Genomic DNA, 15,707 nt, shown 5'->3' with positions numbered 1-15,707 from the left:
TCGGATGCGGCATGATCGAAAAGGGCGGCGTAGGAGCGATAAAGGCGGCGGTTCGGCCCGTCGGCGCGGCACCGGCGACGCGTACGCTCTGGACCGTCCAGGCGTTGCGCGGGGCCGCAGCGCTGATGGTGGTGATCGGCCATGGCCAGAGCGCGGCGGCGGGAATTGTGACCGCGGCGGGCGGCTATTTCGCGCGCTCCACGCTGCTGCCATGGGGGGCGGGGGTGGACCTGTTCTTTATCCTGTCCGGGTTCATCATGGTCCATGCCTCGGCCCGCCTGTTCGGGCAACGGAACGCGCGTGCGGAGTTCCTGCGGCGGCGGCTGGTGCGAATCGTGCCGCTCTACTGGCTGGTCACGACGCTGTTCCTCGCCCTGCTCGCCGCGGCGACGATGAAGGGGGGCGACCCGTTCCCGGATGCCGGGGCGATCCTGGCCTCCTATGCGTTTTTTCCGGCGGATACCTATGGCGATGAGCGACTGTTTCCCGTCTTCGACCTGGGCTGGACGCTGAATTACGAGATGTTCTTCTACGCGCTGTTCGCGCTGGTGGTTGTCTTGCCGCGCAGGGCGGCGCTGGCGACGGTCGGAGGCCTGCTGCTCGCCTTGGTCGGGATCGGGACGATCGTGCCGGGGCCTTCGGCGTTGTGGTTCTGGACGCGGCCGATCATTTTGGATTTCGGGCTGGGGCTGGCGGTCGGGGCGTTGACGGGGCGGGGAGTCACGCTGCCGCCGATCGGCCGGATCCTGCTGGCGGCGGTCGGGGCCGCGATGCTGTTCGCCGATCCCTTTCATATTTTCGACGGCGCGGCGGGCGTCACCGTCGCCAATGACTGGCCGCGGGTGCTCTGCGCCGGATTCCCGATCGCGATGCTGCTGGCTGCGGCGGTGCTGGGGCCGGAGCCGGGGATGCCGCGCGCGATGCTGCCTGCCGCGCTGGTCGGCGATGCGTCCTATTCGCTGTATCTCGTCCATCCCTTCGCCCTGATCCTGACCGAGAAGCTGGCGCAGAAGCTGGTCTTCGTGCGCATGGCCCAGGGGTGGCAGCTCGTCGGCTTCATGGTCGTCGTCGCCCTGGTTCTGGCCTTTGCCGTCCATCGCTGGATCGAGCGGCCGATGACCGCCCATCTCGCGCGCCGGGTCGTGCGCGGGTCCCCGTCCTTGCCGCGAAGGGTCGCGGTGCATTCCGGAGAGTGAACGATGCAAAGCCTGCGCCACCGCCTTCGCCATTGGACGGGACGAGCCGACGCCTTCGCCCCCGAACCAGGGCTGGAGGCGATCTATCGTGACCTGTTCCTGCGCGAACTCAAGCTGCTGGGCGAGGAGGATCGCTTCTTTCCGACCGGTGGCGCGGCCAATTACAGTCTGCTCTATCTGATCCTGCGCATCGGGGCCGATTTCCGCCCGACCTCCGTTCTGGATGTCGGGGCCGGGCAGAGCAGCCTGTTATGGGCGATGCTGCAACGACGCGGTCTGGTCGGCGAGGTCCTGACGCTGGAGAACGACCCCGATTGGGGCGAGCGGATCGCAGCGCAGGTGACGCATGAGGTGCTGGTCACGCCGCTGGCGAGCCGAACGGTCGGCAAGCGCGAGGTGACGACCTATGACTGGTCGGCGGCGCGCGCCGGGCGGCGCTTCGACGTCGTGCTGTGCGACGGTCCGCGCGGCACGCCCCGCCATTCGCGCGGAGGCGTGCTGGCGATGCTGGACGATCTGCCGCACGACTTCGCGCTCATCCTGGATGATGCCGAGCGGGACGGCGAACAGGATACGGTGGGGGCGATCCATGCCCGGTTACAGGCCGACCGGGTCGATTACGGCGTCGGCGTGGTGCGCGCGGCCAAGACGCAGGTCCTGTTCGCGGGCGGCCGCTTCCTGCCGGCTACGTTCCTGTAACCGCTGCGTCCGGCGCCGCCCCGCGCGCAAGCAGCGCGGCCAGCGTGCGCCGGACATGCAGGTGAAGCAGGGCATAGCAGGCGAGTACAGCCGTGCCGTATAGGGCGGTCGCCGCGATCCATTCCGTCCAGCTTGCCGGGCGCAGGCCCGTAGAAAACGCCACCGCCGCGACGCCCGCCCCCGTCGCGAGCAGTGCCGGGGCCAGCGCGCTGGCCAGTCGCATGACATTGAGGCCGGTCAGCATGACGGTCATCGCCAGAAAGGCCAGGCTCATCACCGTGATCATCACCGTATAGGCCTGGACCAGCACCATCAGCCCATGCGGCAGCGCCAGCACAAAGGTCGCGACCAGCACGATCGTGTTGGCCACGCTCAACATGAACTGCGCGCGCGCGCGGCCCGCAACCATCAGCAACGCGCCGTTATAGGAAGCGATCGCCTGCAGCGCACCCGCAGGCGCGAGCCACGCGACGATCGCGGGCACCGCCGCCCAATGCCCCGACAACAGATTGTCCACCGGAAAGGCGAGGCCGAAGGTGAGATAGATCATGGCGGGCGTGACGATCAGCGCGGTGGCGGATAGCACACCCTCCACCATGGCTTGCGCCCGCGCGCCATGCGGATCCTCGCCGCGCAGCGTCGACAGCAATATGCCGCTGGTCGGCCAGGTGATGGCCATCAGCGGCGCGAGCATGAACTGATAGGCCAGGCCGTAGACCCCGACCGCCGCGGAGCCCAGCCACGCGCCGATCAACAGATTGTCGCTGTTGCGGGCCAGGAAATTGAGGATGTTGTTCGCCAGCACCCAGCCGCCGAACGAGAGCAGGCCCGCCAGTTGGCCAAAACGGGCATTGGGCCGCAGAACGCCGCGCATCGTCCACCCGAACGCGGCCAGCCGCATTGCCTGGACCAGCAGATTGTAGAGCACCAGTGCCCATACCCCCGCGCCGCCCCAGGCGGCGGCCAGCCCCGCCAGGGCGGCCACCGCGATGGCGACAGCCTCGATCCGAGCGATCCGGGCATAGCGCAACTCGCGCTCCATCAGCGCACGCGGCGTGGCGGCCGAGATCGAAAGCAGCACGACTCCCGCCATCGCCGCCATCACCGGGGCCAGCCCCGCCATCCCGATCGCCCGCTCCAGCGGCCAGGCCCCCGCGACGAGCAGCGCCGCGCACACCGCGCCGCCGGTCATCATCGCTCCCATCGCCGCCCCCGCCTCGTCCCGCGACAGGGTCGGCGCACGGGTGATCGCGCTGGTCATGCCCAGGTCGGTCAGCATCGCGATCAACACCAGAAAGGGCGTGGTGAAGACGATCAGGCCATAATCGCCGGGCAGCACGAAGGCGGCGATGGCGATGTTCATCCCGAACTGGACGGCGTTGCGATAGAGGCTGAGCCCCGACATCGAGAGCATGTTCTTGGCAAGCACGGCGAACTCCCACGGTCGGGCCGCCTGACCATGACGCGGCCTTGCGGCCTGCCTCATTTGACGCATCCGGGGGTGGGCCGTGGCGCTAGGCCGGTGGCATGGGCATCTCGGGACAGGGTGGCGCGACCGCGCCGAGGTATCGCGATGAACCGGCGCCGTTGCGGTGGCCGTTCGGGGCAATCGTCGCGCTGACCGCCGCGCTTGCGCTGAACTGGGCGCTGGCCGCCGCATTGCCCAGCGTCTTGTTCTCCCTCTCGTCGCTATTGCTGTTCGGGGCCTTGCTGCTGCTGGTCGCGCGGATCAGCGCGGCGGGGCTGATCCTGCTCCTGCCACTGGTCATTACGCGTGGCGCGACGCTCGTGTCGCTGCTCGTCATAGAGGCCGGGGCCTATATGCCCGAGGTCAACCGCCTGGGCGCGCCGGGTGATGCCAGCGCGTCCTTCGTCGCCTTCACCGCGCTGTTCTTCCTCGTCTTCGCGCTGGTCTTTCGCCGGTTCGAGCGGCTGTTCCTCGCCTATGCACGCTCCCCCCTGCTCGACCAGGTGGTGGCGTGGCTGGGCTGGCCGGTGGTGGCGCTGTGCATGGCGCTGGGTGGGTTGGCGTTGTTGCACGGGATGCAGAGCGGATTTCCGCTGCTCGCAGGCGTCGACCGTTTCCTCTACCGTCGCGAATATAGCAGCGGGCTGGTCCTGGTCCTGCTGGACAACAAGTTCCTGTTCGCCGCGATGCTGGGTGCAATCGCCTTTGCGCCGCGATACCAGCCGCTGCTCAAGACGGCGGCGATCCTGACCTTCCTTGCCCTGACCGCGCTCTATTTCCTGTTCGGCGACAAGTTCTTCACCATCCTGGCCGAGGTCGCCTTTTTCGCCATGCCGCTGCTTCTCGCGCGGCAGGGGCGGCTGGCGGGCACGATGCTGCGCCTGGCGGTGCCGGTCGCGGCACTGCTCTGCGCGGCGCTGGGCGCGACATTGTACATCTATTCGGGTTATGGCCGTCTGCCGCTCGACCGCACCGTGACGCTCGTCGGCGAGCGGATCGCGGGGCAGGGCGAGCTGTGGTTCGTCGCCAGCCGCGACGCGCGCCGGGTCACGCATTGGGATGCCCATCTGGTCCAGCGCAATCTCGACACGTTGGGTGACAAGTCGCCGCCCGCCTCCGCCTTCACCAACGGGGTCGAGACCTATTATTTCATCCAGCATTACGCTCCCTCCAAGCTGGCGCAAAGCTTCCGCAAGAATGGCGGCTGGGTGCAGTTGACCATGGGCACCGAGGCGACGGCGCTGGTCATGTTCGGCTATGTCGGGGTCGCGGCCATCATGGCGTTTCTGGGCGTCGTGATCGCCTTTGCGGCGCTTTATCTGCGACGTGCCTTCGCCTCCGCCTTCCCCTTGAGCCTGTTCTTTGCGGTCTGGACGTTCCTCCAGGTCTATTTCTCGGCGCAACAGGCATCGCTGTGGAGCATCGCCGCGCCGGGGCAGATCAACCGACTGCTCTTGTTCGTCACGGTCGAGATCATCCTGCTGGCGGTCAACCGGGCGCAGATCCTGGTCGGTTGGGACCGGATGCGGGCGGCGCTCTTCGCGGCGAGACGCGCGGCGTGAACTGGACGCGTCGCGGCATCGTCGGCGGCGGGCTGGCGCTGGCGGCCGCGCCCGCATGGGGGGTGCCAAGGCGGTATCCGCGTCAGGTGCTGGCCTTCTATTACCCCTGGTACGGCAACCCGAAGACGAGCGGGCGCTGGTTCCATTGGCAGGGTCCGCAGGGCGAAGCGCCCCGGCAAAGCCCGACGCTCAACCATCCCCTGCTTGGCCTGTATGACAGCCATGATGCGGACGTGATCCGCACCCATGTCTCGCAAGCCAAGGCGGCGGGGATCACCGCGCTGATCGTCAGCTGGTGGGGTGTCGATTCGTTCGAGGACAAGGCGCTGCCCGCCATCCTGGATGCGGCGCGCGCCGCGGGCCTTCGCGTCACCGTCTATCTCGAACAGCAAAAGGACGGAGCGGGCGGTGCGGCGCGCGACATCGCCTATCTGACCCGTACCTATGGCACGCATCCCGCCTGGCTTCGGGTCAAAGCGCAACCCGTGCTGTTCCTGTATCTGCAAGCGCTGCGCGACCTGCCCGCACGCGACTGGCGGAACGCGGCGGAGGGCACGTTCCTGATCGGCGACGTCTCTCCGCGCGAGACACGCGACTTCGCCGCCTGGGCACCGTTCATGGACGGCATCCATGTCTATGTCCTTGCCCCCTATCTGAAGGGCATGACGCCGGTCCAGATGAAGGCATGGGCCGACCGGACCTATCCGGTGTGGCGACGCATGAGCGGGACCAAGCTGTTCTGCGCCACCGTCATTCCCGGCTTCGATGACAGCCGCGTGCCCGGCCGCCCTGCTCCGCGCCCGACGGTCGCACGGTATGACGGCGCGACCTATCGCACGCTCTGGGACGCCGCGATCCGCCACGATGCCGACTGGGTGCTCGTGACCAGCTTCAATGAATGGCATGAGGGCTCCGAGATCGAACCGTCGACCGAGTATGGCGATCGCTACCTCACGCTGACCGCCCAAGCGGCGCGCCGTTTCATGGGGGCCTGATCCGATGCGAATCCTTCACGTCAGCTCGGTCTATCCCCCGCATGTCGTCGGCGGCGCGGAGAAGGTCGTGGCCATGCTCGCCGAGGCACAGGTTACGCGCGGATATCAGGTGGGCGCGGCCTATCTGTCGCGCGAGGCGCAAGCGCCCGGCGAGCGGCACGGCGTCACCGTCCTGCCGCAGCGCAGCCGCAATCTCGTCTGGATGGAGGAGGTGTTCGCCGCGCCGCGCGCGATGCGCACCGCCAACAAGCTGGGGCAGATGGTCAATTATCGCGGCGCCGCCGATGTGGCGCGCGCGGTCGCGCAGTTCCGCCCCGACATCGTCCACACCCACTCCATGGTCGAGCTGCCGCCGATGATTTGGTCGGCGATCGCGGACAGCGGCGCCCGCAGCGTCCATACTCTGCATGATTACGACTTGATCTGCTCGCGGGCATCGATGTTCCGGGGTGGCCGCTCGTGCGAGGAACGCCATGCCTCGTGCCGGATCACCGGCGCGTGGAAGGCGCGCTTCGCCAAGCGGATCGACGCGGTCGCGGCGGTGTCGCAACCGGTACTCGATGAGCATCGCCGCTTTGGTCTGTTTCAGGAAACACGCGCAAAGGTGATCTGGAACGGGGTCGATGTGCCGCCCGCGCGGCAGCGCTCCGATCGGACGGGCGACTTTATCTTCGGTTTTCTCGGGCGGCTGGTTCCTGAAAAGGGAATTGAGACGCTGCTTGCCGCCTGTCGTCTTCTTCCCGAGACCGGCTGGCGGTTGCAGGTGGCGGGCCGCGCACAGGAAGGCGATGCTGCCTACCGTGCGCTGGCGGAGGGTATGCCGGTCGAATTTCTGGGCTTTACCGATCCCGAGGCGTTTCTGCGCGAGATCGATCTGCTCGTCGTGCCGTCGATCTGGCGCGAGCCGTTCGGGCTGACGGTGGTCGAGGCTTTCGCGCAGGGCGTGCCCGTCATCGGATCACGGCTGGGCGCGATCGGCGATCTCGTCGGTGCGGTCGGTGAGGAATGGTTGGTCCCGCCGGGCGACGCCGAGGCATTGGCCGCCCGGATGCGGACGGTGATGGAGGCCGGGCGCGCCGCCTTGCCGCCTGCCACCGCATTCGACGCCGTCCTGTCGGTGGTGACGCCGCAGCGGATGCTCGACGCCTATGACGCGCTCTATGCCGAGGTCCTGGCATGAGCCCGCGCATCCTGCATCTGTCGAGCCTTTATCCCCCGCATATCGTTGGCGGGGCGGAGCGATCGGTCTCCATGCTCGCCGAGGCGCAAGCGGCCGACGGTTGGGACGTGGCCGCCGCCTGCCTGACCCCCGGCGAGGCGATCGAGCAGGAACGGAACGGCGTCACCGTCTTTCGGATGCCGCACGGCAACGACTTTTGGCTGGAGGACTGGCCCGCCCATAGCCAGCGCCGGCGGGAATGGGCCAAGTTCAAGCAACAGGCCAATTTCGAGATCGAACGCCGTTTTGGCGACGTGCTCGATCGGTTCCGCCCGGACGTCGTGCACACCCATTCGATGGTCGATATCTCCACCCGGGTCTGGCACGCGGCGCGCGCGCGGGGAATTCCGATCGTCCATACGCTGCGCGACTTCGACCTGCTCTGTGCCGCCAGTTCGATGTACCGGGAAAGCGGACCCTGTGTGGGCCGGCATCTGAAATGCCGGGTACTGACCTTTGCCAAGCAGTTCGATCAGCGCCTGGTGACGGCGGTGACGGCGGTCGGCGAGGAGGTCCTGGCACGGCATCTGCGCTATGGCTTTTTCGACCATGTGCCGAGCGATCGGCGGCGCGTCATCTGGAACACCGCAGCGGTAGAGGGGGTGGGGGCAGGCTATGCCAAGCCGCCGCTCGATGGGCCTGTTACCTTCGGGTATCTCGGCCGGATCAGCCCGGAAAAGGGCGTCGATACGCTGTTGAAGGCGGCGCGGCTATTGCCGCCGACCGGCTGGCGCCTGCTGATCGCGGGCGCGGCGCTGAGCGATCTGGCACCCTATGAAGCGCTGGCCGAAGGGCTGCCGGTCGCGTTTATCGGCTTTCAGAAGCCCAAGGCCTTGTTCGACCAAATCGACTGTTTGGTCGCGCCGTCGCTGTGGGCCGAGCCGCTTGGGCGGACCGTGCTGGAGGCGTATCAGGCGCATGTCCCCGTCATCGGCGCGCGCAGCGGCGGCATTGCCGAGATCATCGCCGATGATGCCTGGCTGGTGCCACCGGGCGATGTCGAGGCGCTGGCGCAACGGATGCGGGCGCTGTTGGAGGCGGGGCGGCCCGGCCCACCCCAAGGTCGCGACCGGGTGGTAACCCGCACCACGCCCGAGGCGGTGGCGCGGGCCTTTGCCCAGGTTTACGCCAACATCCTTTAATAGGCCCCCTTGCGCGTCATGACCGAGCGCGCAGTGCCGATCAGCACTTCGGCATACAGACGCGGCGACATCCGACGCGCCATCAAGCAATCCATCGCAATCCGGCGCCGATAGCCGACATCGTTGCGCCCGCTGATCTGCCAGATGCCGGTCATGCCCGGCCGTACCGAGCAGTAATCGACGAAGCGACGGCCATAGCGGCGCACCTCGGCCGCGACGATCGGGCGCGGGCCGACCAGGCTCATCTCGCCCCGCAGGATGTTGAACAGCTGCGGCAGCTCGTCCAGGCTGGTGCGACGGATGAAGCGGCCGATCCGGGTGACGCGCGGATCATGGCGCAGCTTGTGGTCGCGCGCCCATTCGGCGCGGGCGGCGGGATCGCTGGAGAGCAGCCGGGCCAGCCGCGCATCGGCGTCCAGCGCCATCGATCGGAATTTGTAGCACAGGAAAGTCCGGCCATCCTTGCCATAGCGTCGATGGCCATAGATCGCCGAGCCGCCCCGGCTTTCCAGCGCGATCAGCGTCGCGATGATCAGCATCAGCGGCGACAACAGGATCAGCAGCAGGAACGCCAGCACCTTGTCAGCCGTCTGCAACAGCTCGGGATGAGAAAGGGGGGAAGGGGAGACGATCATCGTTGAACCTCGCTCTGGGAAACCAGCGCGACAACGAACCCGGTCGTCCTTTCCGACGATCATTTGATGGGTTTTCGTACCCCGGATCGCGCCTCCCGATCGAAATGCATCAAAAGACAATTTTGAATCAATCTTTTAGCAAAACTGTATATTAGGTTAGTGCAATGCAGCAATTCCCAGATCATCATGGTTAACGAATCGTAACTATGAAGACGATTGCAGCCTCTTGAGGCGCTGCAACTGTAGGAATGCGGGCGTCCGCCGGAGGAAAAGCGGGACTGTCCAGTCGAAAGGCCGATTGTCGGGAATGAAAACAGGCAGGCAACTGCCAAGGGAGGACCTATGCCCAGTGGCGTATCGCGAACGATGGCGACCCGTCTGATGACCTTGTTCCTGGCGACCGCCTTGCCGGCGGTGGCGTCGGGGCAGGAAGCGGTGCCGGGGCGGATGGCGGCCGCGGGCGAAGCTGCGACGGGGCTCCCCATCTATAATTATGTCTTGTCGGGTGGCGACCGGGTACGCGTGGTGGTGTTCGGCGACCCGGCGTTGGGCGGCGAGTTCACCATTGCAGGCTCCGGACTGATCGCCATGCCGCTGATCGGCGAGGTCGATGTCCGCGGCCTGACCTCCACCCAGTTGCAGGACCGCATCGTCGCCAAACTGGCCGACGGCTATATCAAGGATCCGCGCGTCGCCGTCGAAGTCCTGTCGACCCGGCCCTTCTATATTCTGGGCGAGGTCAACAAACCCGGCCAATATCCCTTTGCCAACGGTCTGACCATATTGGGCGCGGTGGCGCAGGCGGGGGGGTATACCTATCGCGCCAAGACCAAGCAGGTCTTCATCAAACATGCCGGGCAGAATGAGGAGGTCGCGGAGCCCGTGACCGCCACGACCCTGGTGTCGCCGGGGGATACCATCCGCATCAAGGAACGCTGGTTTTGATCTTGGGCGGCGCGCCCCGGCCGCTGTCACGCCTGGCGCTGCTCATGATCGCCGGGGCTGGGAGCGCGCCACTGGGGGCGCAATTGCTGCAGGACGTGCCGACCGTCCAGGTCCCGCCCGAACCGCCGCTGACCCAAGCCCGCTCCGTCTTCACGCGCGACCGCGACCTGGCCGTCACTGACCGCACCTTGCCCGCCTTTACCGCGCAAGGGGTGTCCATGGGCGCGTTCGACGTGTTTCCGGCGGTGTCGGTCGGTGGGCTCTTCACCTCCAATCTGTTCGCCCACAATGACGATCGGCGGAGCGATGTCGCGCTGGTCGTCCGGCCGGAGGTGACGGTGCGCACCAGCGGTGGACCCTATCGCGTCGCCGCCTATGCGCGGGGCGATTTGCGCCGTTATGCCACCTATACCAGCGAAAATACCGAAGAGGGCATGGCCGGGCTGGAAGGCAGCGTCGCGGTCGGCGCGCTCAGCAGCCTGACGGCGGGCGCGAGCTATGGCAGCTTCATCAACCCGCGCTTCGCCGCGGACTCACCGATCGACGCCGCCAAACCGCTCGAATACAACGCCCTGAACGGCTATGCCGGTGCGACGATCGAACAGGCGAACACCCGCGTCATCTTGCGCGCCGATGTCATCGACCTGCACTTTCGCGACGCACCTGCTCGGGGCGGCGGCACATTGTTCACCCGCGACCGCGACCGGACCCGCTATCAGGCTCTGGTCCGCGTCGAACGCGCGCTCAACCCCGCCGTCTCGATTTACGGTGCGGCCAGCCTGAACAAGGTCGATTTCCGCCTGGCGCCCGGCGGCACGCGCGACTCCAAGGGGTACGGCGTCTATATCGGATCCAGTTTCCAGGTCACCGACCTGATGCGCGGCGATGTGCGCGTCGGCTATATCCGCCAGGATTTCGACCGCCCCGGCATTCGCCCACTGTCGGGCGTGGGGGCGCTGGGCAAATTGTTCTATTTCCCCACCCGGCTCTGGACGCTGACCGCGACCGCCGAGAGCAGCATCCAGGACAGTGGCGTGCCGGGCACCGGCGGCTTCCTGCACCGTGGCGGTTCGCTGCGCTCGGATCACGAACTGCGCCGCTACCTCATCGCCTCTGTGGAGGGCGGCTATTTCCGCGATACCTATCGCGGCATCCCCCGGCGTGATTCGTTACCCTATGCCGATGCCGGGCTGACCTATTTGTCGCGCAACCATTGGAATGCGCGGCTCGGCTATCGCTACCTAGCGCGCGACTGCACCTGCGCGACGGGCATAACCAATTTTGACGATCATCGCGTCTCACTGACGCTGACTCTTCAACAGTAGAAACGGGAGAATCGACGATGGCTAGCCTGCCGATTCGTTACGATAGCGCACCCTTCGAGGGCGCTCGTCCGATGCCCGCCTATGTCGACCGGGCGCCACCGCCCCAGAACGGGGTCATGGACCTCATCAAGGCCTATCGGCGACACCTGACCCTGTTCCTGGCCGTCGCCGGCGGCATCATGGTGCTGGTCGCGGCCTATACCTGGTTGCAGACGCCGCGTTACACCGCGACCGCGACGCTGGTCATCGCACCCCAGCCCGCGCAGATCGGGTCCGAGCGGACCAGCGCGCTCAGCGATCCCGCCGCCGACTCGAGCGTCGACACGCAGGTCGAGCTGCTCAAGAGCCGGACGCTGGCCGGACTGGTCGTTGACCGGCTCGGACTGGCCGAGGAGACACGGTTCCGCGCGCTGGTCCATATCCCGTCGATCCGCGATCGTATCCCGGGCCTGGAACGCACGCCGGCGCCCGTGCCCGCATCGGCGCGGCGCGAGGCGGCGATCGACCGGCTGGCGAGCGGGATCGAGGTGCATCGCAACGCCCAGACCTTCATGCTCAGCCTGTCCTTCGAGCATCCCGACCGTCAGCTCGCGACCGCGATCGTCAACAGCTATGCCCGGGAATTCGTCGCCCAGTCGGGCGCGGTGAAGCGCGAGGGAGCGGATGCCGCCGCCGCGCTGCTGCGCGGGCAACTGGCCGAAGCACGGCGCGAGGTGGAAGAGGCCGACGGCGAACTCGGCCGCTATAAGGTCGCGCATAATCTGATGAGCGTGCAGGGCGGCACCATCGCCGAGCAGCAGCTGTCCTCGCTCGACGGACAGGTCGCGCTCGCCCGCGCCGGAGAGGCGGAGGCGACCGCCCGGCTCCAGACCGCACGCCAGCAGCTCGCACGCGGGTCCAAGGGCGACGATCTGGGCGAGGCGCTCGGCTCGCCGGTGATCCAGCAATTGCGCAGCCAACGCGCGGTCGTCAGCGCGCAGGTCGCCGATCTCGGCGGCAAATACGGTCCCAAATATCCCCCGCTTGCCGCCGCGCAGCGCCAGGTCGCCGATATCGACTCGCAGATCGAGGGGGAAATCAAGCGCACCATCTCCAATCTCGAGGCGCAGCGTGACGTCGCCGCCCGCCGGACCGCCTCGCTGGCGGGCAGTGCGTCGGGGGCGCGGTCGCAGGTGGTGGGCAACAACGTCGCCTCGATCGCGCTGGGCGGGCTTCAGCTCCGCTCGGACACCGCGCATCAAAGCTATGCGCTATTGCTGACCCGGCTGAACGAGATCGGCGCACAGGCCGCCTCGACCCGCTCGGACGCGCGCATCGCCAGCCTCGCCGCGCTGCCCGTGCATCCCAGCTCGCCCAACCGGCCGATCAACATGCTGGTCGGTGCGCTGCTGGCGGTGGCGACGGGCCTGGGCGTCGTCTTCATGCGGCAGGGCACCGATCGCGGCATTCGCACGCTGGAGGATGTCGAGGGTCGGCTACAGCTTCCCTATCTGGCGGGGCTGCCGACGCTGAACTCGGCAGTGCGCCATATCGGCGGCAGCGACCCGATCAGCGCGCTGGTGGACCATAGCGGCTCGGCCTATGCGGAGGGATATCGCAATCTCGCCGCCTCGGTCCTGCAATCGGCCGCGGCGGGAACCGTACGCACGATCGCGCTGACCTCGGCACTGCCCAATGAGGGCAAGACGACCGCCGCGATCGGGCTGGCGCGGATCGTCGCGATGAGCGGGGTCAGCGTCGTGCTGGTCGATGCCGATATGCGCCGCCCCAGCATCGCCAGCGCACTGGGCCTGCGTCCGGCGGTCGGGCTGCAACAGGTGCTGGAGGGCGAAGCGCGGCTGGACGAAGCGCTGATCCGCGATTCGGACTCGCCGCTGACTATCCTGCCCATGGTCCGGGCCGGGCTGGGCGGCGCGGCGGCGCTGGGCGGTAGCGGCTTCGATGCGCTGATCGAGGATCTGAAGGCGCGGTTCGATGTCGTGATCTTCGACGCCTCGCCGGTGTTGCCGGTGGTCGATGGGCGGTTGGTCGCCAAGAAGGCGGATTCGACGGTACTGCTCGTCCGCTGGCGCAAGACGCCCGATGCGGCGGTCGAGATGGCGGTCCACCTGCTCCAGACGCTGGGGGTCAAGATGACCGGGGTGGCGCTCAGCCGGGTCGACCTACATGCGCTGTCGCGCTCCGGTTATGGCGATCCGGCGCAGTTCATGGGGTCCTATCACGCTTATTATGCGAATTGACCATGGGCAGCCTCGCTTTGAGCAGTCATCGGCCTGCGCCCGCCCCGCGTGCGATCACCAGCGAATTGCTGCTGCATCGCCTCCGCAACTTCGCCACGCTCGCGCCCCATGAGGCCGAATTGGTCCTGTCGCTGGCCGAAGCGCCCAAGAGCCATGCGGCAGGCACCGGCATCTGCCCACGTGACGACGGCAGTCCGCACCCCCGGCTGATCGTCGGCGGCTGGGCCTGTCGTCCCCGCATCCTGCCCGACGGCCGTCGCCAGATGCTGGGCGTCTTGCTGCCGGGCGACATGATGGGCGATCGAGGGGATCGGCGGCCGCTCGCGCTGAACCCTGTCATCGCGCTGACTCCGGTGCGCACCATCGGCATCGCCCGGCTGGTCCAGGCGGTCCGCACCGAGCCGCGCGAATATCCCGGCATCGTCCGCGCGCTGGCCGCGATCGACCGGTGCGAGGAAACGGCGTTGCTCGACCATGTCGTCCGCCTGGGCTGCCAGAGCGCGCTCCAGCGAACCGCGCATCTGTTGCTGGAGTTGCACCACCGGCTGTCGTTGATCGGCTTTGTCCACAGCGGCACCTTTCCCATGCCGCTGACCCAGGACACGCTGGGCGAACTATTGGGGTTGAGCCTGGTCCATATCAACCGGATCGTGTCGCAGATGCGGCGTGAGGAACTGGCGCTGATCCGGGGCGGCGTGGCGACGATCCAGGATTTTCCCCGCCTGGCGCTGCTGGCCGACCGGATCGACCCGACGAGCCATGCCGGTTCGGCATGATCGCGCCGGCGCGCTGGCGGACTGCCTGCGCGATCTGGCGACGATCCCGTTCGGTGAGGCGAGAGCGGCCGATCTGGGCGAAGGGCGTGTCCTGCTGTTCGCGCCATCCGCCGCCGACCGCGATGCGGCGGCGGTGCGTATGGCAGGACGGGTCACCGTGGTCAGCCGCAGCAGCGCCTCGGGATGCCACGCCGCGGCCTGGGCGCGATGCGGGCGTATCGGGCTGGACGTCGAGACGGTGTCGCGCGTGACCCTGAACGCGCAGGTCGGCGACCCCTGGCTGGCGGACAGCGAGCGTCGGCTGGTCATCGCGGCCGCCGACCCGGTGATCGAACTGGCCTGTCGCTGGGTGTTGCGAGAGGCCTATGGCAAGGCGCTGGGCGTCGGGCTGGCCCTGCCGCTCGACCGGATCGCCTTTCACGGTCAGGCCGGGCGGATCATGCTGGACACGCCCTGGCCCAGCGACGGCTGGAATTTTGCCCTGTACCGCCAGGGTGAGACGCTGTGCGCCGTGGCGCATCATGCGATGCCGGGCACCCCCTGGGGCAGGAACCCGCCGGGTCCGGCGCTGGACAGGTAGAGCGCGCTCAGCACCTGTCGGTCGGTGCGGGTAAAGGGAATGGGCCGCCCCTCCGCATCCAGCAAATTGGAACTGTTCGCGTCGCCGCCGGGCAGAATCTGGTCGCTGCCGGCTGTCCCGTCGAGCGCGGCCAGCATCGTACCGATCCGGGTCAGCATGGCATCGACGTCGGGCGTCGCGGCGGCCCGGTCGGCAAGCAGCGCGCGGATCACTCCGCCATGATAGATGGAGTCGGCCAGATGGCCCGCCACGATGACGCCGCTCGCCGCGTCCTGTTCGACCATCAGCAACCGACGATAGGTCGCGGCCACCGCATTTTCGAGGAGCAGCGCGCCGATCAGGAAATGCGTCTCATCGGCATAAGGATCAAAGGACTGGCCCGTGCTGACGATCCCGGCGCGCTGGGCCGCAAGCGAAAAGGGACCACCGGCGGATGCCGACAGGTCGATCGCGGGCTGGGCGGGAGCCGTGGCGCCGATCTGGCCCCGAAGCGCCGTGATATGCGCCGCCTTGTCGTCGGCCATGTCCGCCGCCAGCCGCGCGACTGACGAATCGCTGAAGTCGAGCCGCCGTGCGCCGGTCACGGCGCTTGCGCCGCCGCCGGTCAGCACGCCGGGCAGGGACGTTCCTCGAGCGGCATAGGAGAAATATTGCCCGCCCAGATAGGCGAGCGTCAGCGGCAAGTTCAACGGATGCGCGGGCGACGCGACCGGCGCGGGCTGGGCTGCGCTGGGCGGGGCAGCGACCGGCGGACTGGCGACCGGATCGTCACCGCCGCCGGCGCCGCCACCGCCGCATCCCGCGAGCAGCGCTCCACTCGACAGCCCGGCGATCAGCCGAAGGACGCGTCGCCGATCAAGGCGATCAGGATCATCAAAATAGGTCAGGTTCTGCATGGCCCGAACCTTTTTCGCCAGATCCCTTG

14 protein-coding genes are annotated in these 15,707 nt (G+C 67.6%); 11 read left to right on the top strand and 3 right to left on the bottom strand.

Annotated features, from left to right (window positions below):
- Positions 1-11 precede the first annotated feature (11 nt).
- Positions 12-1,196, top strand: a complete 1,185-nt coding sequence (locus GGR45_RS10815; protein ID WP_175312516.1) for an acyltransferase family protein — start codon at positions 12-14, stop codon at positions 1,194-1,196.
- Positions 1,197-1,199: 3 nt separating this feature from the next.
- Positions 1,200-1,895, top strand: coding sequence for a small ribosomal subunit Rsm22 family protein (locus GGR45_RS10810; protein ID WP_175312517.1), 696 nt, complete (start codon positions 1,200-1,202; stop codon positions 1,893-1,895).
- Here GGR45_RS10810 and GGR45_RS10805 read toward each other — a convergent pair.
- Entirely contained in the window at positions 1,882-3,324 is a 1,443-nt protein-coding gene (locus GGR45_RS10805; protein ID WP_175312518.1) for an oligosaccharide flippase family protein, read from the bottom strand. The genes GGR45_RS10810 and GGR45_RS10805 overlap by 14 nt on opposite strands.
- 98 nt (positions 3,325-3,422) lie before the next feature.
- On the opposite strand from GGR45_RS10805, the gene GGR45_RS10800 reads away from it, so the two are divergent.
- From GGR45_RS10800 to GGR45_RS10785, 4 genes are read left to right on the top strand one after another with little or no spacing between them, the layout of a single operon-like run.
- On the top strand, positions 3,423-4,925 hold the full coding sequence (locus tag GGR45_RS10800; protein ID WP_183988978.1) for a DUF6418 domain-containing protein: 1,503 nt from the start codon (positions 3,423-3,425) through the stop codon (positions 4,923-4,925).
- Positions 4,922-5,920, top strand: coding sequence for an endo-1,3-alpha-glucanase family glycosylhydrolase (locus GGR45_RS10795; protein ID WP_175312520.1), 999 nt, complete (start codon positions 4,922-4,924; stop codon positions 5,918-5,920). Before GGR45_RS10800 ends, GGR45_RS10795 begins: the two co-directional genes overlap by 4 nt.
- Before the next feature lie 4 nt (positions 5,921-5,924).
- Positions 5,925-7,100, top strand: coding sequence for a glycosyltransferase family 4 protein (locus GGR45_RS10790; RefSeq protein WP_175312521.1), 1,176 nt, complete (start codon positions 5,925-5,927; stop codon positions 7,098-7,100).
- Complete coding sequence (locus tag GGR45_RS10785) at positions 7,097-8,281, top strand: glycosyltransferase family 4 protein (protein WP_175312522.1); 1,185 nt, start codon at positions 7,097-7,099, stop codon at positions 8,279-8,281. The genes GGR45_RS10790 and GGR45_RS10785 overlap by 4 nt, the downstream gene beginning before the upstream one ends.
- On the opposite strand, the gene GGR45_RS10780 is transcribed toward GGR45_RS10785, so the two are convergent.
- Complete coding sequence (locus GGR45_RS10780; protein WP_175312523.1) at positions 8,278-8,916, bottom strand: sugar transferase; 639 nt, start codon at positions 8,914-8,916, stop codon at positions 8,278-8,280. The genes GGR45_RS10785 and GGR45_RS10780 overlap by 4 nt on opposite strands.
- Positions 8,917-9,258: 342 nt before the next feature.
- On the opposite strand from GGR45_RS10780, the gene GGR45_RS10775 reads away from it, so the two are divergent.
- Genes GGR45_RS10775 through GGR45_RS10755 form a run of 5 tightly spaced genes read left to right on the top strand, consistent with a single transcriptional unit; the run spans position 9,259 to position 14,782 of the window.
- Positions 9,259-9,861, top strand: coding sequence for a polysaccharide biosynthesis/export family protein (locus tag GGR45_RS10775; protein ID WP_246358165.1), 603 nt, complete (start codon positions 9,259-9,261; stop codon positions 9,859-9,861).
- Entirely contained in the window at positions 9,858-11,186 is a 1,329-nt protein-coding gene (locus GGR45_RS10770) for an outer membrane beta-barrel protein (RefSeq protein ID WP_175312524.1), read from the top strand. Before GGR45_RS10775 ends, GGR45_RS10770 begins: the two co-directional genes overlap by 4 nt.
- Before the next feature lie 17 nt (positions 11,187-11,203).
- A complete protein-coding gene (locus GGR45_RS10765; RefSeq protein WP_175312525.1) occupies positions 11,204-13,426 on the top strand; it encodes a GumC family protein in 2,223 nt (740 codons plus the stop codon).
- Positions 13,427-13,428: 2 nt separating this feature from the next.
- Positions 13,429-14,202: a Crp/Fnr family transcriptional regulator gene (locus GGR45_RS10760; RefSeq protein ID WP_175312526.1), complete on the top strand. Its 774-nt coding sequence runs from the start codon at positions 13,429-13,431 to the stop codon at positions 14,200-14,202.
- A complete protein-coding gene (locus GGR45_RS10755; RefSeq protein WP_175312527.1) occupies positions 14,186-14,782 on the top strand; it encodes a 4'-phosphopantetheinyl transferase superfamily protein in 597 nt (198 codons plus the stop codon). Before GGR45_RS10760 ends, GGR45_RS10755 begins: the two co-directional genes overlap by 17 nt.
- Here the strand turns inward: GGR45_RS10755 and GGR45_RS10750 are convergent.
- Positions 14,722-15,678, bottom strand: coding sequence for a ferritin-like domain-containing protein (locus GGR45_RS10750; RefSeq protein ID WP_175312528.1), 957 nt, complete (start codon positions 15,676-15,678; stop codon positions 14,722-14,724). The genes GGR45_RS10755 and GGR45_RS10750 overlap by 61 nt on opposite strands.
- Between the last annotated feature and the right edge of the window lie 29 nt (positions 15,679-15,707).

Source organism: Sphingomonas zeae (assembly GCF_014197135.1).
Classification (GTDB): Bacteria; Pseudomonadota; Alphaproteobacteria; order Sphingomonadales; family Sphingomonadaceae; genus Sphingomonas; species Sphingomonas zeae.
Note: the sequence above shows the minus strand (reverse complement) of the source record. Positions and strands in the feature narration are given on the sequence as shown.